The organism is Moritella yayanosii (genome assembly GCF_900465055.1).
Taxonomy (GTDB): Bacteria; Pseudomonadota; Gammaproteobacteria; order Enterobacterales; family Moritellaceae; genus Moritella; species Moritella yayanosii.
This window is the reverse complement of sequence record NZ_LS483250.1, coordinates 3557668-3581239: the sequence shown is the minus strand read 5'-3', so window position 1 is coordinate 3581239 and position 23572 is coordinate 3557668. Positions and strand designations below refer to the sequence as shown.

At 41.9% G+C, this 23572-nt stretch carries 26 protein-coding genes; 7 read left to right on the top strand and 19 right to left on the bottom strand.

Going from position 1 to position 23572, the window contains the following annotated elements:
* Positions 1-61: 61 nt before the first annotated feature.
* From MORIYA_RS16610 to MORIYA_RS16585, 6 genes are read right to left on the bottom strand one after another with little or no spacing between them, the layout of a single operon-like run.
* A complete protein-coding gene (locus MORIYA_RS16610; RefSeq protein WP_112716951.1) occupies positions 62-1438 on the bottom strand; it encodes a tetratricopeptide repeat protein in 1377 nt (458 codons plus the stop codon).
* Positions 1425-2126 (bottom strand): energy transducer TonB, encoded by a 702-nt coding sequence (locus MORIYA_RS16605; protein WP_112716949.1) that lies wholly within the window; start codon positions 2124-2126, stop codon positions 1425-1427. The genes MORIYA_RS16610 and MORIYA_RS16605 overlap by 14 nt, the downstream gene beginning before the upstream one ends.
* Positions 2098-2496: an ExbD/TolR family protein gene (locus MORIYA_RS16600; protein WP_112716947.1), complete on the bottom strand. Its 399-nt coding sequence runs from the start codon at positions 2494-2496 to the stop codon at positions 2098-2100. The genes MORIYA_RS16605 and MORIYA_RS16600 overlap by 29 nt, the downstream gene beginning before the upstream one ends.
* Positions 2497-3003: a MotA/TolQ/ExbB proton channel family protein gene (locus MORIYA_RS16595; protein ID WP_112716945.1), complete on the bottom strand. Its 507-nt coding sequence runs from the start codon at positions 3001-3003 to the stop codon at positions 2497-2499.
* Positions 3004-4446 carry a MotA/TolQ/ExbB proton channel family protein gene (locus tag MORIYA_RS16590; RefSeq protein WP_112716943.1) on the bottom strand — a complete coding sequence of 481 codons (1443 nt, stop codon included), beginning with the start codon at positions 4444-4446 and terminating at the stop codon, positions 3004-3006.
* Positions 4446-5240 (bottom strand): DUF3450 domain-containing protein, encoded by a 795-nt coding sequence (locus tag MORIYA_RS16585; RefSeq protein ID WP_112716941.1) that lies wholly within the window; start codon positions 5238-5240, stop codon positions 4446-4448. The genes MORIYA_RS16590 and MORIYA_RS16585 overlap by 1 nt, the downstream gene beginning before the upstream one ends.
* A 188-nt stretch (positions 5241-5428) precedes the next feature.
* Between MORIYA_RS16585 and MORIYA_RS16580 the strand changes: the two genes are divergently transcribed.
* Entirely contained in the window at positions 5429-5656 is a 228-nt protein-coding gene (locus MORIYA_RS16580; protein WP_112718653.1) for a YheU family protein, read from the top strand.
* Between the two features lie 86 nt (positions 5657-5742).
* Positions 5743-6612, top strand: a complete 870-nt coding sequence (locus tag MORIYA_RS16575; RefSeq protein WP_112716939.1) for a phosphoribulokinase — start codon at positions 5743-5745, stop codon at positions 6610-6612.
* Positions 6613-6713: 101 nt separating this feature from the next.
* Here MORIYA_RS16575 and MORIYA_RS16570 read toward each other — a convergent pair whose 3' ends face one another.
* Both MORIYA_RS16570 and MORIYA_RS16565 read right to left on the bottom strand, forming a co-directional pair.
* A complete protein-coding gene (locus tag MORIYA_RS16570; protein WP_112716937.1) occupies positions 6714-7613 on the bottom strand; it encodes a lysine exporter LysO family protein in 900 nt (299 codons plus the stop codon).
* A gap of 50 nt (positions 7614-7663) precedes the next feature.
* Positions 7664-8608, bottom strand: coding sequence for a precorrin-2 dehydrogenase/sirohydrochlorin ferrochelatase family protein (locus MORIYA_RS16565; protein ID WP_112716935.1), 945 nt, complete (start codon positions 8606-8608; stop codon positions 7664-7666).
* 345 nt (positions 8609-8953) lie between these two features.
* Between MORIYA_RS16565 and MORIYA_RS16560 the strand changes: the two genes are divergently transcribed.
* Positions 8954-9541 (top strand): super-infection exclusion protein B, encoded by a 588-nt coding sequence (locus MORIYA_RS16560; RefSeq protein ID WP_112716933.1) that lies wholly within the window; start codon positions 8954-8956, stop codon positions 9539-9541.
* 196 nt (positions 9542-9737) lie between these two features.
* Positions 9738-10346 carry a GTP cyclohydrolase II gene (gene ribA / locus MORIYA_RS16555; RefSeq protein ID WP_112716931.1) on the top strand — a complete coding sequence of 203 codons (609 nt, stop codon included), beginning with the start codon at positions 9738-9740 and terminating at the stop codon, positions 10344-10346.
* Positions 10347-10437: 91 nt separating this feature from the next.
* On the opposite strand, the gene MORIYA_RS16550 is transcribed toward ribA, so the two are convergent.
* The 7 genes from MORIYA_RS16550 to MORIYA_RS16520 all read right to left on the bottom strand — a co-directional run bounded on the left by MORIYA_RS16550 (position 10438) and on the right by MORIYA_RS16520 (position 18241).
* Positions 10438-10902: a methylglyoxal synthase gene (locus MORIYA_RS16550; RefSeq protein ID WP_112716929.1), complete on the bottom strand. Its 465-nt coding sequence runs from the start codon at positions 10900-10902 to the stop codon at positions 10438-10440.
* Between the two features lie 169 nt (positions 10903-11071).
* Entirely contained in the window at positions 11072-11809 is a 738-nt protein-coding gene (locus MORIYA_RS16545; RefSeq protein WP_112716927.1) for an aldehyde dehydrogenase family protein, read from the bottom strand.
* Positions 11810-11840: 31 nt separating this feature from the next.
* Positions 11841-14957 carry a bifunctional proline dehydrogenase/L-glutamate gamma-semialdehyde dehydrogenase PutA gene (gene putA, locus MORIYA_RS16540; protein ID WP_112716925.1) on the bottom strand — a complete coding sequence of 1039 codons (3117 nt, stop codon included), beginning with the start codon at positions 14955-14957 and terminating at the stop codon, positions 11841-11843.
* Between the two features lie 185 nt (positions 14958-15142).
* Complete coding sequence (locus MORIYA_RS16535) at positions 15143-15595, bottom strand: YbaN family protein (protein WP_112716923.1); 453 nt, start codon at positions 15593-15595, stop codon at positions 15143-15145.
* A gap of 247 nt (positions 15596-15842) precedes the next feature.
* Positions 15843-16100: a trimeric intracellular cation channel family protein gene (locus MORIYA_RS21465; protein ID WP_232011653.1), complete on the bottom strand. Its 258-nt coding sequence runs from the start codon at positions 16098-16100 to the stop codon at positions 15843-15845.
* Between the two features lie 59 nt (positions 16101-16159).
* Positions 16160-17542: a hypothetical protein gene (locus tag MORIYA_RS16525; protein WP_112716921.1), complete on the bottom strand. Its 1383-nt coding sequence runs from the start codon at positions 17540-17542 to the stop codon at positions 16160-16162.
* A 120-nt stretch (positions 17543-17662) separates the two neighbouring features.
* Entirely contained in the window at positions 17663-18241 is a 579-nt protein-coding gene (locus MORIYA_RS16520) for a cache domain-containing protein (protein WP_112716919.1), read from the bottom strand.
* A 368-nt stretch (positions 18242-18609) separates the two neighbouring features.
* On the opposite strand from MORIYA_RS16520, the gene MORIYA_RS16515 reads away from it, so the two are divergent.
* Complete coding sequence (locus tag MORIYA_RS16515; RefSeq protein ID WP_112716917.1) at positions 18610-19278, top strand: HAD family hydrolase; 669 nt, start codon at positions 18610-18612, stop codon at positions 19276-19278.
* Between the two features lie 5 nt (positions 19279-19283).
* On the opposite strand, the gene MORIYA_RS21100 is transcribed toward MORIYA_RS16515, so the two are convergent.
* Positions 19284-19601 carry a hypothetical protein gene (locus MORIYA_RS21100; RefSeq protein ID WP_197713398.1) on the bottom strand — a complete coding sequence of 106 codons (318 nt, stop codon included), beginning with the start codon at positions 19599-19601 and terminating at the stop codon, positions 19284-19286.
* 425 nt (positions 19602-20026) lie between these two features.
* Here MORIYA_RS21100 and MORIYA_RS16505 point away from each other — a divergent pair, with 425 nt between their 5' ends.
* Both MORIYA_RS16505 and MORIYA_RS21095 read left to right on the top strand, forming a co-directional pair.
* Positions 20027-20380, top strand: coding sequence for a DMT family transporter (locus MORIYA_RS16505; protein WP_112716915.1), 354 nt, complete (start codon positions 20027-20029; stop codon positions 20378-20380).
* 182 nt (positions 20381-20562) lie between these two features.
* Complete coding sequence (locus tag MORIYA_RS21095; RefSeq protein ID WP_197713397.1) at positions 20563-20781, top strand: phosphoethanolamine transferase domain-containing protein; 219 nt, start codon at positions 20563-20565, stop codon at positions 20779-20781.
* Positions 20782-21114: 333 nt separating this feature from the next.
* Here the strand turns inward: MORIYA_RS21095 and MORIYA_RS16495 are convergent, their stop codons facing one another.
* The 3 genes from MORIYA_RS16495 to MORIYA_RS16485 all read right to left on the bottom strand — a co-directional run bounded on the left by MORIYA_RS16495 (position 21115) and on the right by MORIYA_RS16485 (position 23445).
* Positions 21115-22212, bottom strand: a complete 1098-nt coding sequence (locus MORIYA_RS16495; RefSeq protein WP_112716913.1) for a hypothetical protein — start codon at positions 22210-22212, stop codon at positions 21115-21117.
* A gap of 426 nt (positions 22213-22638) precedes the next feature.
* A complete protein-coding gene (locus tag MORIYA_RS16490) occupies positions 22639-22887 on the bottom strand; it encodes a DUF3297 family protein (protein WP_112716911.1) in 249 nt (82 codons plus the stop codon).
* 189 nt (positions 22888-23076) lie between these two features.
* On the bottom strand, positions 23077-23445 hold the full coding sequence (locus tag MORIYA_RS16485) for a PAS domain-containing protein (protein ID WP_232011742.1): 369 nt from the start codon (positions 23443-23445) through the stop codon (positions 23077-23079).
* Between the last annotated feature and the right edge of the window lie 127 nt (positions 23446-23572).

Sequence of the window (23572 nt, the reverse complement as noted above, 5' to 3'; positions counted from 1 at the left end):
GGTTAAGGTGAGATTGGTATGTGCTTTAAAACCAAAACAACCGTAATAAATGCTAACAAGCCTACAGTTGCGCTAACCAGCCTTTACTGTAACCTTGATATTGATTGGTCTGTAATAGCAGTAAATTATCTTTCGCCTGTGCTTTCTTACCTTGCTCAATCTGGCTAACAGCTAATAAAAAGCGCCATTTGTCCGTCATCAATAAGGTCTTTTGATCTTTGTTTTCAACACGGCGATCCAACAACGCAATATAAGCTGATTCAGCTTCTGACCAGCGCGCTTCTAAATACAATAACTGCGCTTGTTGTTGATCGTGTTTGGCTAATTTAATGCCTGCGGATGCAGCCTGTGAAAAAACAACCAGCGCCTTACTGCGTTCACGCGCCATTAACCACGCATTACTTAAGCCTTTAAAATAAGCGCTATCTTGTAGCAACAATTTCTTTTCAGCCCCTTCTAAATACACTGCTGCGGCTAATCTAGGCTGTTGTTGCTGTAGATATAACGAGGCCAATACCCGATAACCTTGCGCGGTGAGTAAACCTTGATTACGGGTGATCGCCAGTGTCGATAATGCCGATTTATTCTGTTCTAAAGCCAGGTAGCTATACGCTAAACGTTCCCAATAATCTTTTGATTTGGGGAAATCGACCACGGCAATTGAAAGGTGTTTATTAAGCTGCTGATCCTGCTCTAGACGCTGCAATAACGCTAACAATAATTTAAGGTAAGATTCATTTTTAGGCACAAGTTTGTAAGCGCGTTTTGATGGCGCTAATGCAGCGGTTAACTTGTCTTGTAAATAATATGCTTGCGCTAATAACGCGGCATTACTGGCTTGTTGAGCATTGGTGATCTTATAGGTTTCACGTTGTTTAGCATCAAGTTGGTCCACCAGCTTAAACCAAGCATTAAGGTGTTGAGTAACCAACGTCCATGACTTGATATTTGGGGTTTTATTCGCATCCGTTGATGGTATTAACGATGCGGCTAACTGCGCTGCCAACTGCTGGAATGTCAGTTGCTGCTCAAGCTCTAGCGATAAACTTAATAGCTGAGTCACGACTTCATAACTTTGCTCATAACCTTGCAGAGAGTCCTGCTGACTGAGTAGAACTTGCAGCTGTAAATTACTCGCGAGCAATTGCCGTTCTGTCGAGTGTTCACGCTGCTGCTGATAAAAGTCAGCGATGTTGTTGATCAAGATCTGATTCGATTCAGCCTTGGCTTTAGTTTGCTGCTCATCCTGTGCCGACAGCTTAGCAAAAGCAGTTGTTAAGGTAACATAACGGCTATAAACAGCGGCTGGTACTTGCTGTGCTTGTGCTGATGGCAGAGATAGCAGTATCGATAACAATAGTCCCAATAACCGTATTGAACCCAACACTGAGCCCGACAACAGTGATGAACTAGGCTGCTTGACGTTAATTAAGTTCAAAGACCATTCTCCATTTTTTCCATACTGCGGTCCCTGCTGGGGCTTTTTCAAACTGCCAGCGACGCACTGATTTACGTGAGACTTTGCCAAAGTAACCACGCGGTTTTTCTTCGACAATGTTGATCTCTTCTGCGCGACCATCATCATTCACCAAGATATGTAATAACACATAACCTTCAATTTTCAGGCGTTTAGCTTTGTACGGATATTGCGGGTTGGTTTTGCGTAATACTTTAGCAAAACCAATCTCTGGCTCACCAACCGTCGCTTGTTCAATATTCACCACCACAGGCACAACGTCAACTTGCGGCTGAATATGGCTGGTGACATCGACAAGTTGCGGAGATACATCAAAGGTCGGCACCGATAACACTGGTAAGGTAATGCTGCTATTTAAATTAATATTACTAACATCAAAACTCGGCTGCACAGGCTGCGGCAATGTCACCATTTCTTGTTGTGGTTTTGGCGCTGGGATCACCTCTAGCTCAGGGGTGAGCTCCTGCTCTTCCACACTCGAATCAGTGAACTGACGAAAATTGATCGAAATAGAATCCTGCACCGGGGTTTTATTACTGCCAATGGTTAGCGAATAAATTAATCCCGCCAAACTGATATTAACCAGCACAGCCAGCGTAAACGCCAGCAGTCCATAGCCCTTACTGCTTCGCTGTTGCGACTGCAACATTGTCCACCCCAGCTAATCTAACTTGATCTAATACTTCAATTAAACGCCCGGTATTAACACTACGATCGGCATTTAACATCACCGAGGTATGAGCACCACTTAAGGTTTTAACTCGGCCACGCAATTTTCGAATATCAACCGGTTCACCTTCGATCCAAACACCGTTTTCAGCATCAATAGAGATCACTAAACTCACCGCCCCTTGCATATCGTTAGTCGCACCATCGGGACGTTGGATATCAATGGCATTCATCTTGTTAAACGATGCTGTCACTAAAAAGAAGATAAGTAAAATAAACACCATATCAATCATAGGTGTTAAATCGACCGTCAGCGCGTCACTGTTATTTCGACTAAATCGTGTTCTCATTTATATCCCTTTAACCACTAATTTTTGTGCCAAATTCAAGGTCAATAAATTAGCGCGTTTATTTAAGCTATGACAAAAGAATAACCCCGATAACCCCGTTACCAATCCCGCTAACGTGGTTAATAATGCTTGCGCAATACCACTGCTAAATAACTCAGATACCCCGAGGCTGTCCGACAATACCGAAAAATTATCAATCATGCCATCAACCGTGCCCAGCAACCCTAATAACGGTAAAACACCGGTTAAGGTTTTAATAAAAATGAGCTTACAAGTTAGCTGACTCTGTAATTCAGAAATAAACCCATCACGCACCGCGACCGCCAATAAATGTGATTGATCTTGCCACTGTGCCCATTCAGTTTGGTAATGCTTAGACAACAGTGGATATTGCAAGCCATACTGTAAATAACAGCGCGCAATCGTCCACCACATCACCACAGATAGCAACATGATGACCCAGAAGATCAGCGATGCATTACCTAGGAACTCAAGAAACCCAGACATTTATACGTTACCTGTCACTTGCTGTTGATCCACAGCAACGGGTGCTGACGCACTATCATTCACACATAAATTCAAACGCTGTTGACGTTGTGCTAATAGACCGGCACTTTGATGCTCGATCACATGCACGATACTGTCACTTTTGCTGGTTAATAAACTGTGTAATAACATCAATGGCACTGCGGCAATCAAACCAAACTTAGTCGTTAATAACGCTTTTGAAATACCGCTGGATAATACTTGCGGATCACTGTTTCCGTAAGCAGTGATAGCTTGGAATGTTTCAATCATCCCCGCCACCGTCCCTAATAACCCCAGCATTGGTGCAATAGTCGCCAGTACCGCAATCGAGCCCAATCCTTTACGACATTCTGGTAATTCCGCCAAAATTGCTTCGTCGAGAAAACGCGCTAATTCATCCGCGTTACTGTTTCCATGACGGTCAGCGACACCAATAATACGACCAAGTGAATTATCGGTTAAGGTATTTAATTGCTGTTTTTGTACTTTAATCTTCTGCGCTTCACGGCCTAATACCAACAAGCGGAATAAACCAATGCCCATGCCGATAACACCCACCGCGACAATAACGCCACCGACAATACCCGCGTCAGAAAATACCTGCCACCAAGCTTTAGCCTCTGTTGCACGTTTAAGTAATCCCCCCGCAGAAGGATCGATTAAGGCACTGACAAAGCCGTCTTGTGGTTGTGAGAATCCGGCGATACGGGCGCTGATATCCGCCGAATTTGACGGTAATAACTGATAGCTTTCACTGGCAGGTTGATACAGCAAAGGTCCTTGCGCAGTAAAGGCGGTAAAGCCTGCAATTTGGGTCACCGCTAAAGTTTCTTTACTGCCATCCGCCATCGTGACGGGAATATCTGTGGTAGTGACTTTACTGCTTGCCACCATTTGCTGAGTAAACAATAACCATAAGTTTTTAATCGCACCAAGATCCGGTTCATAATTCGCTTCACTGTATGGCGACAGTTGCGTTGCACGTCCAGGTAGCGTGGCACTTAATGGGCTTTTATTTAATTGCCCACGAAGATCCTGACTGGCACCGCGGAATTCACTGAACACTTTATCCAAATCAGATTTTTCACTGTTGGCGAGTTTTTGCTTGGCTAAGATAAGTTTATTGTTGGCCACAATCAAATCTTGCAACTGGGTCATTTTTTGCTGCAAGGCTTGGTTACGTTGTGCTTGTGTGGCTAAATTAGTTTTTTGGCTGGCGAGATTAGCTTTAAATCGGCTTAATGCTGCATTGTCTATCTTGGTTTCTGCGACATTACTTTGTTTCACTTGCTTTAATAGCTCATCCAATGGCGTCGCATTAGCGTTAAACATCAATAGGCAAGTAGCAATAATAATCACGGCGTTGCAACGCATAGCCAGAGTTTTGAGCGTAGGCGATATGTTAAATAGGGGTATAGTCATTATAACGCCTCCTGCTGCGATGTTGCTGAAACAGTATGCGCAGCTTCTAACAAAGGTAATGCGAGTAAGGTCGGTACGGTTTTATTATCCGCCACCTCATAGGCTTGTTTCACTTTCGGCAACCAGGTTGCAGGTAAGTCTAACCAAGTGCGGCTGCTGTTATCCCAATAACCGGCATGGTTATGATCAGGCGTCAGATAATACAACGCCACCCGACCAACACGAATAAGCTGTACGGTTTTGTCGGCATCGCTGAAGGGTAATGGGGCTTGCCATGTTTCGATCGTGTCGCCATATTCAGTTTCGATTTGATAGGCTTCTAAGATACGGCGGTATTTATCTGCAACACTGATATTAGGATTATCTAACAAGCGATTGAGCTCCGCTAAACGCAGTTGGCGTTCTTGCCATAAGAAAGGGATATCTTGTTCGACAAACAGTGTCAGTACTTGCACCATTTGTTGCATTAACGGCGTCAGTTCCATCCGAGTTTCACGGACGTTCGCCATGTTTTTTTCTAAACTAATTAATAACCGCTGCTGTTGCACTACCTGCTTTTCAAGTTGGCTGGTATACGTGGTAAGCACCGCATTTTCACGTAATAAGGCCCGGTACTCGGCCACCGTTTCACTGGTTTTTTCATCTAATTCAGCAATATTGTTCTGAGTACGTTGCGCTTGCGCCTGTGATTGCTGCTTACTGCCGATAATATTATCAAGCTCGCTCGTCGCTTGAACAGGCATGATTAACAAGCCTGCAAGTAACCCGATAGACCAAATTGCTGAATAGTTCATGTTGTTCCACTGTTTATGCCGTGATAATTAAATATGGTGATTAAATGTGATGTTCTTGGTTAACGATTACATCACCCACCGAGCTAAATGAGAATCATTGTATTTTAGCTAAGCGTATTTAGCAATGACTTCAAAAAAATATGTTAATATTATACCCATTATTGGTAAACACACTGCAGAGCGAAATTATGATCATTCCTTATAGGCAACTCGATAACGATACACTAAATACCCTAATAGAACACTTCGTGTTACGAGAAGGTACTGATTATGGCGGCCTAGATATGTCGATGTCAGAAAAAGTATGTCAGGTAATCAAACAACTTGAATGTGGTGATGTGGTGATCGTTTACTCAGAATTACATGACAGTGTGAACATCCTGCCAAAGAGCGAAGTTCTTAAAAACCCACAATAATCGTGCGATTTTTATACTTGATCTCAGTTCATTTAACTCGTATAACATAGCACTTACTCCTTGAACTCAACTAGTTGGTCGATCAAATGTCAGCAAAACATCCTATTATTGCTGTGACAGGTTCATCAGGCGCCGGTACTTCTACCTCTAGCTTGGCCTTTGCACACATGTTCCAGCAAGAAAACATCAAAGCGTCTTTTATCGAAGGCGACAGTTTTCATCGTTATACCCGTCCCGAAATGGACGTGGCGATCCGCAAAGCCCGTGAGCAAGGTCGACATATAAGCTATTTTGGCCCTGAAGCTAATGATTTTGAGTTACTGGAGAATTTCTTTCAAGACTATGGCCGTGATGGCAGCGGTAAATACCGTCGTTACCTACACTCGTTTGACGAAGCCGTACCGTATAACTTAATGCCGGGTACTTTTACTCCTTGGCAAGATATCGATGCAGGTACTGATCTTTTATTTTATGAAGGTCTACACGGCGGTGTCGCAACCAAAGACAATAACGTAGCGAAACATGTTGATCTGCTGATTGGCATGGTACCAATCGTCAACTTAGAATGGATCCAAAAGTTAGTCCGTGACACAGAAGACCGTGGTCACTCTCGTGAAGCGGTAACCGATTCGATCGTCCGTTCAATGGATGATTACATTAACTTTATTACCCCACAGTTTTCACGTACCCACATTAACTTTCAGCGCGTACCGTTAGTCGATACCTCGAATCCATTTAGTGCCACAACGATCCCAACACTAGATGAAAGTTTGGTGGTGATCCGTTTCCAAAGCGTGAAAAATATAGATTTCCCTTATTTGCTGACCATGATCGATGGCTCGTTTATTTCTGGTATCAATACCTTGGTTGTGCCTGGCGGAAAAATGGCACTGGCGATGGAGCTTATCTGTGCGCCGCTTATTCGTCAATTATTAGTCGAAGGTAAGATTAGTTAACGAATAGTGAGTTAACGACTCAGTTTATCAATACAAAAAGGGAGAGGCTGACTAACAGCGTCTCCCTTTTGCTTATCTAAACTTCATGATTTATACAACCATCATAACGCCAAGAACAAGCTGATAAATAACGGTGACGACAGGCTTAAAATAAAGCCACTGACAATCGCCAACGGCACATAACCATTACCACCGGATTTCTGGATCATCGGTAATGTAAAGTCCATGGCCGTCGCGCCAGCATAACCAATCGCGGTGGATGGGTATAAGCGGATCAATGATGGAATAATCAGAATAGCCAGCAGTTCGCGACCTAAATCAATCATAAACGCCGCGCCCCCAAATACCGGTGATAAGCCATCGGTAATTAAGATACCCGATAACGAATACCAACCAAACCCAGACGCCAGCGCCAGACCATTGCTTAGCGGTATATCAAGCAACAAGGCGGCAACTAACCCGCCAATCCAAGAACTCGTCATCATTACTAGCGCTATCTTAATACCCCAGCTATTGAGTAATATTTCCCGTAACTGCAAGCCACTGTTCCGTAACTGGCAACCAATAAACAGCAGTAATAATACCAACGCACCTTCACTGATGGTATCAATATCAATCAGTTCTGGCGAAATGAACAGACCAATAATAAAACCAGCGGCAATCACAAAGATTAACTGTACTGACTCTAGAATCAGATGCCATTTACTCAATAACTCACCTTCACCTTCGACTGTTTTGGATAAACGTTTATCCAGTCCCCATAAGGCAAGCAAGTTAGCGGCAGACACACAAGCCAACACCGTAACACTGTATAACCCGATGTTCTGAATATTTTGAGCAAGGTTATCCAAATGTGACAAGCTAATGCCCATCAAGAATAAGATCACGTATACCATTTTACTGGTGGCGACGTTGACCCAATGAATATTTTTCTGCTGCTTTAGCGCGACAAGATAACCTAATACCAGAGGTACAATTACAATCAAAAATCCTGAATACATCTAACGTTAGTCCATGTGCAATTAATCGATAAAAAATGAAGCGACAGCAATTAAGCGACGACACTTATCGCGTCAAGCGTATTAGTGAGTGTCTCAAACTGTGCAGTGCTATTAATCAATACACATACACGCTCACCTTGCTGCTTACGCGCTTGTGCTTGCGTGGAAAAATCAGCACTTAATAGTGGATAACGCTCGGCATCTCGGCGACATAATTCAACAAAGTCAGCGATACGTTCATTACAGTCATCACCGTCTTCGACGTATAAGATCACATCAGCTTGTTGCATTAAGCGTAAGGACCTTAGTCGTAATAGATCTGTTTCGTCAGGTAATTTAATTAAATAAATATCACCGTCAACATCGCTTTCTGGTGTCGTTAATTGCAGGTCAAATTCTTGTTGTAATTGCCCTTTGTCGGTTGCCAACATCACCGCTTTAGAACTGAAAAAACGTTCCCAAAATCGACGCCGCTCTGTCACACTACTAAATTGTTGTTTTACCCGCTCACGTTGCTCACCCGCAAAGGCACCGAGTGGTCCCAGCGTTTCGGGTAACAAAGCTTCGAGTTTTTCACGTACATAACGGATCAGTACTGGCGACAATCCACCACTGGAGATCGCGATTTGTAATGGTGAACGATCGATAATAGAAGGGGTGATAAATTCACACAGTTCAGGTTGATCTGCAACATTGACTAATAAGTTACGTTCGCAGCAGTCTTGCCATACTTGTTTATTAAGCAAGGTATTGTCAGTGGTCACCCATACCATCACGTAATGACCAAGGTAATCGCGATGATAACCGTCGATGATAACCGTAATTTTGGCATCATCTCGATAACGTTGCAGCGTATCATTTAAACGCGGAGATAAAACCGTCACCTTAGCACTCGCACTCAATAGCAAGTCAACTTTTCGACTTGCCACTTCACCGCCACCGACTACCAGTACGTTTTTATCATTTACATCCATAAAAATTGGCAAATACTGCATGTTACATCCATTTAAAAGTGCATAAACAGGGGGTATACCCAAGCTACTTCAAGATGCTATATCAGAGACGAGGCACAATATGTAGATAATGGTTATTCCATTTTAAAATATTGTAACGCTGTACTGTTATTCCAGCTCGCCTCCCGTAGGGCATCTTGAAGTAACTTGGGTATAGTATACGACTCAAGCTGCTGATAGTCATCAATATCACGACTATAGAAAATAATTAATTTAGTGGCACAGAAAATGCTTATATCTACATAACGAGACATCTAAGAAGAAATACAGAAATAATGTCATATATCAGACAATTTTTTGACAGCAGTTATTAGTAGAGGCTTTATCATGCACGAACTTAAGCAATATATTCAAAATTACAAACAGATAAACATTGCTACCACTTGGTTACTGCTTGCCGCAGCATTAGTATTACTATTACCAACCACAGTTCTGTCGGTATCAGGCTTAGATCAATGGGTCACGGAATACCGTGGTTATATTTCTATTATTGTCATCTCAGCGGTTGCATATTTTATCGCATTATTGCTTGTCCAAACTGGGCAAACGGTACTTGAGAAGCAAGCTGAAACTGGCACCATGAACAAGATCCATAAAATGGTGAAGGTGATGAACACCTCTGAACAAGCGGTGATCCGTGAATTTATTATTCAAAAGAAAGATATCATTTCACTGCCATTAGAAGCAGCTGCTGTGGCTAATTTAGTGGATAACTGTATTTTAGTACCGGCATTAAACAGTCAAGAAATCATTGGCACCGGCAGCAAAATTAAACTTTGCATTAATATTAAAGCACGTCCGTTACTTGATCATAAAGCATTAGGCTTTCCAACCGGTAAAATGACCGAACAGCAAGCAGAGGTATTGAAATCAGCACGCCCTGCATTTGCCAAAGAGTTTTACATTCGTCACTAACACAACCGCTAAAAACCAACACAACAAAGTACATAATTTAATGTACTTTGTTGTGTTCATGACAGAGAATGATAATTATCCCGTCTTTTTACAATTGTCTATTCAGATTGCCGCCATAACCGCGTAAACTACGCCCAAAGTAATTCTATTTGACGTTCATCACTAATCATAAGCGATGAATAGTAAGAGGTAATCCGTGTCTATTAAATTTATCGCATCTTCAAAACTACCCACACCTTTTGGTACTTTCACTATGCACGGCTTCGAAGACTCAGAAACAGGCAAAGAACATGTGGCACTAACGTATGGTGAGTTAGCTAAAGACGAAGTCATATTAGGTCGTATTCATTCAGAATGTTTAACCGGTGATGCCTTGTTTAGTTTACGTTGTGATTGTGGCTTTCAACTTGAAACCGCAATGAAAAATATCTCCGACGCAGGTGCTGGCTTTATTCTGTATTTACGTCAAGAAGGTCGTGGTATTGGTCTGTTAAACAAGATCCGTGCGTATAATTTACAAGACGCTGGTGCCAACACGGTTGAAGCGAACGAAAAATTAGGTTTTGCTGCAGACCTACGTAATTATGCCATGTGCAAACCTATGTTAGACCACCTCGGTATTAGCAAAGTGAGACTCATGACCAATAACCCGAAAAAATTAGCGGCGATGGATGAATGCGGCGTTAATGTGGTGGCTCGTCAGCCATTGCAAGTGGGTAAGAATATGCACAATGAACATTATTTGAGAACCAAAGCCGACAAGCTTGGGCATATGATGACAGAAGAACATTTCAAAGAAGATTAACACGACTCACATCCATCCATAATAACAGCAGACACGCGCTGCTGTTATTACCTTTCATACTGTTGATTCAAAACAATCGTTATTTACTACGTTATAGCTCGCTAATACGCTCTGCTAGATAACTTTCGTAATCAGGCACTGCATATTCGTATTTACTACTGGTATGAATAGAATCAATAATGAAATCAGCCGTAGCGGGATTGGTTGCCACCGGAATATTCCACACTGCTGCTAAACGTAATAATGCTTTTACATCCGGATCGTGTGGCACTGCATTCATAGGGTCCCAGAAGAAGATCATCATATCAATCTCGCCTTCTGCAATCATAGCGCCAAGCTGTTGATCGCCACCCATAGGACCGCTCAACAGTGCTTTAACCGGTAGTTCAACGTGTTTGGTCAATAATGTGGCAGTGGTGCCAGTACCGAATAAATGGTGTTTTTGGAGAATATCAGCACGTGCTTTTGACCAAGCAATCAGCTCTGACTTCATGTGATCATGGGCTACAAGCGCAATACGTTTGTTAGTTGCCATGCAACGGGTAGTTTTTTGCATCAATGACCTACTGTAAATTTATAAATAATAACTTAAGACAATGAGGCTGATGATACTACTAAATAAACTGACTTACACTGATAGGTGTCCCATATCAGGCACGCAAATGCGTACCTGATATGGATTATTCATATTACACGAACAATTTTACTGTTAATCGCGCTAGCAACTAATGGTCACCGCCGCCAAGTTCTAACAAGATGGCATTACCACCCACAGCCGTAATATTAATAGTACGAGTACGCTCGGTAATAAAACGTAGAATAAAGTGGTTATCGGTCACATAAGCCAAGGCACTGCCACTCACTTCAGCAACCAGTTGCGCCAATAAACCATCACGTGTAGACAAGGTACGGTTAAGCGTTTGCGCGGTTTTTTTATCACCGGTAAACGCCACACCCGCTACTTGCGGTGATTCAATCAGTGCCGTTAACTCTGTTTCCTCAGCGCCCTGTACGACAAGCTCTGGGATACCCGCTGCATGCAGTGTATTAAGTAACACAAACTGTAATGCCTGCTGTGCTTGCGGCAATGCTAATACCAAGGTATTACCGGCTAATAACGCCGCACTAACATGGCCAACAATGGCATTAATGGTACTGCTTTGATCGGCATCTGTTGCGGCGACAATAAATAAACCACGCCCGGCACTGTAAAGCTCGTTCACTTCACCTGTCGGCCCTGGCATTAATTTTTCATCGCCCAATAACGTAATGGCTTGGTGTTTTTGGTATTTCGCCATTTCACCAGCCAATTTACCTAATGCCGCTTCCTGGCTAATGATCTCGACCCATTTAGCAATCAGTTCGGCACGGGCAATTACCCCCAGATCATTCCAACTCTGCCACGCACAAAGGCCAGTTTCAATCAGCTGCTGCGTCTGGACTACTTTATTTTCTACAACCATGGTTTAACTCCTTAATTTACAATGACGCAGCTTAAGCGCTAACAACTTGCTTAGTGAAACGATAAAGATAATGTGGTCCACCCGCTTTTGGACCCGTACCAGATAAACCTTGGCCACCGAAAGGTTGCACACCAACCACAGCGCCAACTTGGTCACGGTTAATGTAGCAATTACCCACTCTTATTTGACGTTCGATATCGGTATAGGTACGTTCATTACGACTGTGGATCCCCATGGTCAAACCAAAACCAGTGGCATTGATTTCGCTAATCACCTTATTTAAATCAGCGGCTTTATAACGCACGATATGTAAAATAGGACCAAACTGTTCATCTTCAAGTTGGCTAATACTGTCAATTTCAAAGGCAATAGGCGCAATAAAGTCACCAAAATTACATTCGTCACTCAAGCTAACTTCACCAACCAACTTACTTGTCGCACGCATTTTATCGATGTGCGCTTGCAGCTTTTTCTTCGCCAGTAAATCAATCACGGGACCGACATCGGTATGATGCAACTGTGGTGAACCAACGTGTAATTCTTGCATTGCGCCTTGGATCAAGGTGGTAATTCGGTCGGCAACATCTTCTTGTAAAAACAGTACGCGCAGTGCGCTGCAACGTTGACCCGCAGACGCAAACGCAGAACGCATGACATCACGTACAACTTGCTCAGGTAACGCGGTACTGTCAACGATCATGGTATTTTGACCACCTGTTTCAGCGATCAACGTCGCGACGTTCGTATCTCGTTTCGCTAATGCACGGTTAATGACTTGTGCCGTTGCTGTTGACCCCGTGAATACCACACCCGCAATACGCTCGTCAGCGGTCAGTAGTGAACCAACCGCAGCACCGTCACCAGGCAAGAGATGTACCGCTTCTTTAGGCACCCCTGCTTCTAACAGTAATGCCATGGTACGCGCTGCAATCAAACTGGTTTGCTCTGCAGGTTTCGCGATAACGGTATTACCGCTGACTAATGCCGCTGCAACTTGACCAAGGAAGATCGCTAACGGGAAGTTCCACGGACTGATACAAACAAACACACCTTGTCCCTGACGCGTTACTTGCTGGGCAATACCATCAAAACGTACTTGGTTTTTTGCTACCGAGAAGTTTTCAGTGGCTTGCATTGCGTAGTAACGACAGAAATCAACCGCTTCACGCACTTCATCTAGACTGTCGTGAATGGTTTTACCGGCTTCTTTATGACATAACGCCACTAATTCAGCTAAGTTCGCTTCCAGTAAATCGGCAACCTTATTTAAACATGCCGCACGCTCTGCCACTGGTACTGCAGACCAGGTTGGGAAGTAATCCGCCGCAGTATCTAACGCGGTGGTGACTTCTGCAGGTGTTGACCACAATACTTGACCCACGTGAATACGACGATCGTAAGGGGCACTGACTGGTTTAGCATTGGCTAATCCCGTGGTGATCACTTGCCCATTGACCACAGGCGCTGCTTGCCAGGTTTTTTGCATCTGTAAGCTTAGCTCGGTATTAAACGGCGTGATCTCACTGATAATATCAACATTGATGTTGCATGAGTTTTTACGTCCGGCAAAAATATTGCTCGGCAGGGGGATCAAACTATTATGTAATGTCGGACGACTTTCTAGGGTATCAACGGGATGTTCAGTTAACTCTGAAATTGGACAACTCGCATCAACCAAACGGTGTACAAACGAGCTGTTGGCACCATTTTCTAATAAACGGCGAACCAAGTATGGCAGCAAGTCTTTATGGCTACCCACTGGCGCGTAAATACGGACATTTATCCCATAGATCGCTAATGCGTGGTTATACAGTGCATCACCCATGCCGTGTAAACGTTGGAATTCAAATTCTTTATGCTCAGCCATAGTCGCAATTGCTGATACTGTGTGCGCATTGTGACTGGCAAACTGTGGATAGATACAACCGCGAACTTGTTCACTTAACAAGAAGCGCGCACACGCAAGATAGGCCACATCAGTTGCTTCTTTGCGGGTATAAACCGGGTAAGCATCATAACCATTTTGTTGTGATAATTTAATTTCAGTATCCCAATAAGCACCTTTTACTAAGCGTAGCGGGATCACATCACCCTGCTCTTTTGCTAATGCCGCGAGCCAAACTAAGGTCGGCAAGGCACGCTTTGAATAAGCTTGTACTACGATACCGAATTGACCCCAACCTTGTAGTTTAGGATGACGGTACAGTTTTTCAAATAATGCGAGTGATAACTCTAAACGGTCTGCTTCTTCCGCATCGATAGTAATGCCAACATCTAAATCACGTGCCCGTAATAGTAGTTCTAATACAGTGTCGTACATTTCTGTCATCACGCGCGCTTCGTTAGCCACTTCATAACGCGGGTGCAATGCCGATAGCTTAATTGAAACCGTTGGCGAAGGCGTTTTGTCGTTGCCGTATTTATTACTACCCACCGATTCGACGGCTTTGATGTAATCATTAAAATATTTTTTCGCATCGGCGGTGGTTAATGCCGATTCACCCAACATATCAAACGAATAGGTAAAACCTTTATCGCGAAATGAACGGCTATTTTTTTGCGCTTCAACAATGTTACGCCCCAATACAAATTGGTGCCCCATGATCTTCATGGCTTGGTTCATTGCTTTACGAATGATCGGTTCAGACACTTTATTCACTAAACGGCTAATGGTGCTGCTCGCCGATTTAGTGTCTTTGCGATCCATGCTGACCACTTTACCGGTCAGTAATAGTCCCCAAGTGGATGCATTCACAAATGTTGAATCAGAATTTTTTAGATGTGACTTCCAATCTGCGACGCTTAATTTGTCACGGATTAATGCATCTGCTGTGGCCGCATCCGGAATACGCATCAATGCTTCTGCAAGACACATCAACAGGATACCTTCTTTGGTATCTAGGCTGTATTCCAATAACAAGGCATCAATCATTTGGATGGCTTGTTTATCAGCGCGCACGCGTTCAATTAACACTGTGGCATTAGTGGTGATCTTAGATTTTTCTTCTGCAGATGGGCGTGCCATTGGTAACAATTCTGTTAACCATGTTGACTCATCAACCATATACAAAGGTGATATTAACTGCCAAAGTTCATCCAATGGACGGTCGATAAACGACGGAGAAAGTGCATCTAACGCTTTAAACATACCAAGGTCCTCTTAACTTACGAAATTTAATGCTGCGGGAGTGTTACATTAAAGATACGAAAATAATATGAGTGAGTTATCAGATTTAGAAAGAAACTACGATTTATATAAAATAATTAGTATTTAACTTCCGTTTTGCAGGGCATTTAAGCGAATACACCGTATACAAATCATAACACCAGTCATTATGGTAAGCGTTGTAAGGATAGAAGGTGGCGGCTAACAAGACAAGCAGTGACCAATAAGAATATTTTCACACTCCAAATAGGCGCAAAATAGATCGCTAATAACATCGCCAGCCACATACTAGAAAGTGAACTCAATAGCTGTTTTTTACTGATGCCTTTACGTAATAAATAATTAGTTAAGTACGGTCCGAGATAGCGATGGTTAAACAGCCACAACTGTAATTTTCGTGACGACCGACTAAAACACACGGCGGCTAATAATAAAAAAGGAACGGTTGGTAATAAAGGTAAAAAAATACCCAGCACACCAAGCGTAACAGCAAGACAGCCAGCACCCAGCAATAATGCCCGCCATGGTTGCGACACTAAAAAGTTTTCAGCAATGATAGGGCCATTAGCCATATAGCCAGACTCAGTTGTACTTGGCCTAGTCGAAGATTTATTCATCATCGTTTCTTGTCACCGATTTAATCCGTATGATTACTACTATATATTACAACCGTTATTACCACTATATGTTACAAACGTTCATTACAATTATTTACTATTACGACAGTACCTCAGAATAAATCAGCGCATTGATACAATCAACACCATACAGATAAGTGCCGCCAGTGTTATATCAATATTTAAGTTAACCAATACAATATACAGGCAACAACCTAAAATAATCGGCGTTGCATACAGCTGAGTATTATTAAACAAGGTTTGGCGATGCGCCGATGGTATCAAACATGATAATAAGTTTCTTCAGGCGGTGCTTACGGATATGAGTGATCGTAAAAAAACCAATGACAGCACTCAACAAAGCAGTCCAGAAATAACTGGGATCACGGATCCAAAATATCGTCTCAGCAGACAAAATAAGATCGCGTAAGGTACCACCGCCTAATGCCGTGATCCAACCTAGCATCATGATACTGACAATATTTTTACCGCGATTAGACTCGACCAATAGCCAGAAACAACAAAACCCCAGCAAGCTGAGGTTTTGGTTAGTGTATTACATTAAGTTTAGCGTTCTACGATAGTGTAATCATGCATCTTAGTATTTTGACGCTGCTTAAGTTGATCCGCAGGTGTCAATAACAATGAAATACTGTCTTCAGTCAGAAACGAGGCTGTATTTGGATCTATAGGCTGAAAGCGACGCATAAAGCTTTCCACAAAATCAGCATCTAGAGATTTAGTTGCAGCCATCGACACTGTGATCGTAGGTGTGTCTGTTGGCAATAAACGATCTAACTTTAAATCAGGAATGATGACCTCACCAGCGTTATTTGGAATACCGTACATAACATGCGTCAATGTCGTAATAGGTGTGCTTATATTCTGGGTATAATAATAACTGCGTTGCACTAAATCATGCGAAGAACTAATACCTGAAGCTGAAAATACATAACTTGTCCCAGGTTTGCTAATACTCGCATCAACATTGCTATCAATATTAACCATTAAACTTACATCAAATTCATAGGTAAATTTCGCGTTGTGCTTAAAGTTCCAATTACGCTGTTTTCCCGTAGCTGTATAGAACCATTCAGAAATTGCATCACTATAATGAGGAAATGCAACTTTAGACTGAGCATCATACCAAGGATAGATATAATTACCTTGTTTAACACTAATAGCCAAACTATCAAGTTCTGTACTAGTAAAGTTAGTAGCAGACCAATTTAAATTATCATCGATAACGCTTAACTCTGTGGCTTCAGCATCTAACTCAGTAAATCCATAAACAATTAAATCAGTAGTATTTCCATTATAGCCCTTCGCTAATACTTTCTCATCTGCGTAAGCATTAATATCAGCCGTGAAAGCATTAGATATTTTATTTTTCGTTTCTAACGAGGTATCAAATTGGTAGTAACTTGAATCCCCACCTGGCAATACTGAAATGAACGCGGTACCGGATTTCTTATCAAGTCCTTTATTTTTGTTATAACAAGTGCCAAAAGAGTCACCATTCAGTCTAATTAAGTAATCACCAAGCAATTCTTTTTGAATCGATAAAACCTGATAGGTTCGTGAGCCACTTGAGTAATCAATAATCGAAACGTAACCCCCTTCAGGGACAACATCAGCAGTGAATGTAATAGCACCATTTAAAGGTTTTAAAGAAACATCAACTTTATGACCGCTGGCATCGTGTATCTCAAGTCGCTGTGGTTGTACATTATTGGCATAATACTTAGTGTCAAAATTTTGTTCTAACCCGTCAAATACCGTGCAGCCTGATTGACTACCTTCGGACAGTTTAACAAACTCAAATGTGTATTTTGTTGCGGGAGTCGGAGTAGACCCACCACCACTACTACCACTACCACCATCATCACCACCGCCACAACCAGTTAACGCGGTGCTTACCAATATAGACAATGCTAATAGTCTGCTCATGCGATATTCCTTAAAATAATTCAGTTCAAATAAATCAGTAAACAAATGATGCAAATATTAAGCCAAAAGCATTAAAATATTCACTGATTATAAAGTAATGAGTAGGGAATGAAATGAAGACTAATTAGAAGTCAGTATATTGAGAATAGATTCATCGACATCATTGATATAAACACCCTCACCATAGATCCAGCCCCAAGGTGAGAAATATTGACTGTAAGAGATTTTCTGTTGTTCTGTTCCGTCAGTATTAAGGCGATAAAAATAATGTGAATAACCGTCATTTTTACGATATACCGCTTCGTTATACAATAACTGATATAACTTAACACCTTTAATATCACGATCTTCTTTTACATTTTTATTCAGCATTTTCGCATTATTCACTGATTCTAACAGCAGATAATCGTCGTTAAACACAAATGTATAATTTTCATCTACTTGGTTAATCTGATGAATTTCATCGATCGCTTGTTGCTGCGCCTGAACAAGGCTTAACTCACGGTCAAGATATTGTTGATAATAACCGGTGATGATAGAACCGATAAATGTAATGCGGGGTTCCAATGCACATCGACGTTGTTCGATAACATTATTACGGACATACAAAAAATAACTGGTACTTAACCCGATAAATAGCAAAGACAGAGTCCCTGCGACTAATAGCAATTTTTTTTCTAGTGATATTGTTTTAAACATTAATTAACTTAATGAACATTCACATCCCTATTAGTTCAACCTTCTGTTATGACTGATTTTCGCAATCATACAGCACCTCAATATAAATCTAAACAGTAAAAAAACAAAAGGTCAGACCTGCCGGTAAACCATTGAATAACAGAGTAATACACTAATCACTCGGACTGTAATATAAGGTAACCCACTTATCAAAATAATTTTTCATTATCACTAGCCTTTCATTAAATTGTCATAAAAGTGAATGAAAACCGTCACAAAATAGACATAACATACACAACGAACTTACTCACCTGTCTAGGAAGATAGAGATGATGAGTTACTGTTTAATTTAAATGAATTACAACAAGTGAGTAAAGGGAATGAATGACATGAGCCAACCTCTGTATATTTTCGATCTGGACGAAACCTTGATTAGTGCTGATAGCGCGATATTATGGCATCAGTTTTTAGTGAAGAAAGGCATCATTACCGATCCCAAATTTCTCACTGAAGATCAACGTTTAATGACGCACTATTCTGCGGGTAAATTGAATATGCCTGAATACCTTAATTTTGCCATGGCCCCCCTTGCACACCTCACTAAAGAGCAAGTCGATAGCTTGGTGGATGAATGTGTGGAAAAATACATCATGCCAACGGTATTTCCACAGGCACTGCAACTATTAGCACAGCTTAAACAAGACAATATCACCACGGTATTGATCTCGGCGACAGTCAGCTTTATTGTTAAAAAAGTCGCCAAGCAACTCGGTATCGACCATGCGATGGGTATCGATATGTTAGTTGAAAATGGCTGTTATTCAGCCACCATACTCGGCGTGGCCAGTTATCGAGAAGGTAAAGTAACCCGCTTAGAATCTTGGTTAGCAGAGCAAACCGAGATCTTTACTGATACTTATTTTTATACAGATTCAATTAACGACCTGCCTTTGTGTAAATTTAGTCAATATCCCCATGTTGTTAACCCTTGCCCACAATTAGCCTGCCATGCGCAACAGCAGAGTTGGCCACAATTGGCTTGGTCACCACTAACTTAGTACAGTTAATTGAGCGTACTGGCTAAAGAAGTTACCTGTGTTGTACGCGATACCGTATTTAGCGGTAATAGTTTGCACCTATGGGCATAAATCATGAGCTTTACCGACAATATTGGTGTAGGTATGATGCACACGCGTCCAGGACTCCGAACTACAAGCAATACACCAACCCCCAGAGAAATAAAACCCAGTACAATACGAATACATCTGGCAAGGTCTATCGCCAGTTGTTCTCGCTCTAAAGCAACCAAGGTATCGCCTAACACATGTTGATTATACAGCAACGTAAAATTAATCGTCGCATTATTAGCGGCATGTGACATTAACAAGCTGTGGCAGAGGATAATACCTCTGCCGCCAGCAATAAATATAACGTCTTTATTTTCCTGTTTATTTACGCTACGGAATTAAAGAAGCGCTCAGTACGAAATCACCTTTTGCGGGTGAAACACCAAATAGATCACCACTTTTCAACAGCATCTGCTAATTAGGGCGTGATGCGCCCTGCAGATTTTTTTTAAATGACATTTACGTTACATGTTTTAACCGATTGATGAAAAATAAATCGCTAAAAGAACCACGTCGACACACCCCCAGCCAAATAGGTAGTTAATTAATCGAACAAGGCTAAGTTGTTCATTAAAATTAATGGCAACATCATTAAATCTAAGGCTGGTACTATAGATACTGTCATCTTATTCAGGTATGGTAGCGCGCTGACTAATGTTAATATAAACGATAAGAAACCATGCTAAAAATACTCACGACCTTGCCACCTAATTTACTGCTGCTGTTTGCCATTGTTTTGGAGGTGATCGCGACATCCCTGCTACCAAAAACGCAACAATTTAGTCAGCCCTTAGTGAGTGTGGTCGTACTTATCTGCTATGCACTGGCATTTTTCTTACTGTCTATCACTATTGAATCAGTACCGATTGGTGTCGCGTATGCGATCTGGTGTGGTGCAGGCATCGTACTGGTGACGATGATTAGTTGGTTGTGGTATGGCCAACAACTGGATTGGGTCGCCATTCTGGGGATCAGTCTAATCTTACTTGGCAGCGTCATCATTAATGTATTTTCCTCCAGCATAACGCATTAGTTGAAGTTCCCCTAGCTGAAGCAAGGGGATTCTTGTCGTCTACGGTTTAGGCATTGCAATATTAAATTGCGTTAGTCTTCTAAAACCTCTTACAAGCATTTAACGTGTCGGTACTACCTACCGCCACAAATTATTTAAGCTGCTAGTCTTAATCCCTCTTTATGGATATTGATAGCAGCATTATGATCTCTATCGTGAACAGCGCAGTGTTCGTATCTTCCGCGGCTGCTTGTTATGCCACATTAAAATATGGCGTGGTATTTGACTATTCAATGATTGTACCTGCACATATTTTTAATAGTGTTAAATACCTAAAGACAGAAGTGTTTACCGAGAAGCTAGCTTATAAAGCGCAAGGAACGTATCATCTTGCGGCACGGCAACGGCACATGCAGGCATAGATACGTTATGGAAAGAGAATGATGGTGGAGATAAGTCAGTAGCAAAAAACATTGCAAGAATCACCATAGATGCCAGCCAATATGCGGATGTATGTAACGGCTCCACCTGTTATGACGAGGCATTGATAAACGTTGTTTAATAGAAAAAGCCTCAATCACTGTGAGGCTTTATCGCTTTAATAGAGAGTGATAACAACAGATTATCAACCCAGTCCCAGGATGTTACTAATTACAACTAGGAACAATTTTCCGCAGATGCGGTATGTCCACGAAAAATTGAGGCTGATATTTACATAGGATGGGGCGTTAAAGGCGCCTCAATCTGCATAGTCATTAGTCGGTAACGACCGTATTAGTATTACGAGTCTGCGTTACGGCTAAATTTTCAGTCTCAATCAATGCGTCTCTCACCGTTTCGGTTAGCGGAATGAGCAGCTGTGCTTGTTCCTCATTGAGCGCTTGTTGTTGGTCCAATTTATTACGCAGCGCATGATCAAAATACGCGATTTGTTCGATATAAGTTAAGCTCGAAATGTCTTCTGCAAATAAATCAAATGCCACGGTCGCGATAGCATCACGATAACGTAACGCTATTTTTTCACTTTCTGAACGAGCAATACGATTGATCCATTTAACTTCTGTTGTCACGTTAACAGCACGACGTAAATCATCTTCAACCTTAACGATAATAGTATCGATAATATGTTGATTTCGCGGCGCCAGCACAATCGCATCATTTAACTGCGTGATACGTTGTTGGATCTGCGCATATGTTTGTGGGATCAAATCTCGATCCAGCTTTTTAATTTTCTTGACAAGTGGCGTATAGAAATTACTTTTAACCATTCTAATTTCAAGTTTCAATAAGCGGTCTTGTACCCTCGCGCTACGCTTTTCATAACCGTCTGTTGAATTATCATCTTCAATATCAGCAATTAAGTCGGCGGTACTTTCGTTAATATCGGCTAATTCATTCTGCCATTGACCATGTACTTGGGGAGACAAGTAAGCAATATCGGCGAGTTGTTGCGTTAAAAACTCAGACACTAATATTTTGATACGCACGGCGTTATCTAACGCTTCCTGCGCGTCTTCAATTTTATCCATGACCTTACTTTCTGATGGGCCACCAAAAAAGCCTTGATCGTTGGGATCAAAATTCGCCACCAGCGTCCGCATTGTTCTCACCGCAGAATTAATTCTTTTCCAACTATCAGGTGCAAAATAGACGTAGTTTGCATCTTTGCCCGCGTCATATTGTTGTTCCACATGTTCAGCTAAGGCTTTGATTTTTTGTATTGCCAGCGCGGCTTCATCCATGATTTCAATATCATTGGTATGATGAACATTATCTTGCGTTGCTTCAGTCGACGCACAACCTGATAATCCAGCAGCCGATAGTATAATCGCCGCACACAGGGTTTTCTTCATTTTGTTCATCCAATATAAAATGCTATAAAAATACCGATACTACCGAACACACCACAAGTTAACAAGACTAAAATATCAAATGTGGAGATAAAACTAGTAGATTCGGCTTTGCCATTAATAGCACAGCGGCGACCAATTACCCAATGCCTTAACATCGTTGTTTGATGGCGCTAATAAAGACAAATTAATTGTTAAGATATAAGCCGCGATGTTAGCGACGTTGATAATGGCGTTTTTATTGCTGAATGAGCATGTTAGTCATGTTTGCTGGAATATTAATAATACAAAGGGCCTAAATTTCTCTAGGCCCTTTTGGCGATAACTTAGATTCAAATAATTAAGTGGTATTGCAACACGTCTTCACTATTACGCCAACTCAGTAAGGGGATCACCGTTGACTAAGCTATCAGTTTTCATTGATACGTCCTAACGATAAAACGGTTCAACAGTCCCTTTTATCGTCATCATCAGTGGTTGTCCGCGACGGTCCAATGCTTTGTGTGACGGTATTTTTACCCAACCTTCACTGATGCAATATTCCTCGACATCGAAACGCTCTTTGCCGTTAAGCATAATACCAATGTCATGCTGGAAAACTTCTTCTACATGATGTGGGCTACGTGGATTACCCGCAAGGCGATCGGGTAAAGCTGGTTTCGATTTAATGTCGTTCATGTTCGTGACCTGTAGTGAATAAAAGTGCGCTATTGTAGGCAATATAGGCCTGACGCTCAAGCGCTACCGTAATAAATATTGCTAAAAATACTATGCTTTACGAATTACTCTCGAGTGTATAACGCACGCAACAACCTAGATTTAGGCACACTCCCATCTGCGGCCCGTAATTATTTTTTCCTCGGCGTTTTATTTCGTACATCGCAAGGTCGGCCTGCTTGACCAACTTCTGACTACTTTCAGCATTATCTGGCTATAATGCAATACCAATACTAGCAGTAGATCACCAGTATCATGCCCGAGCGTATCATGGCAAGTTAAACGATGAATGCGTTGCTTGACTGCTGCTATCGACGCAATCACCCCAAATAATTCACCATTATTTTTACTATTATAAAACTCACCCCGCCATGTATTACCCGCTGCAAGCGATGACCAAAGAAAATCATAGTCCTCAGCAGGCATTTCACCAGCATGCAACATATGAGGGGTTTTCCCAATAAGTTCCTCAGGAAGGTACCCTGTTTTTCTAGTTAAAGCTGGATTAACGTAGTCAATAGCGCCTGAGCCATCGAGATGAGGGCTATTACGACTAGCAGTGTACGGTTATCTAGTACCCGCATTTTAGTACCTGTCGAATAACAAACTCCATTACATTAATGCGTTTATTTCTGATGACGGTGAA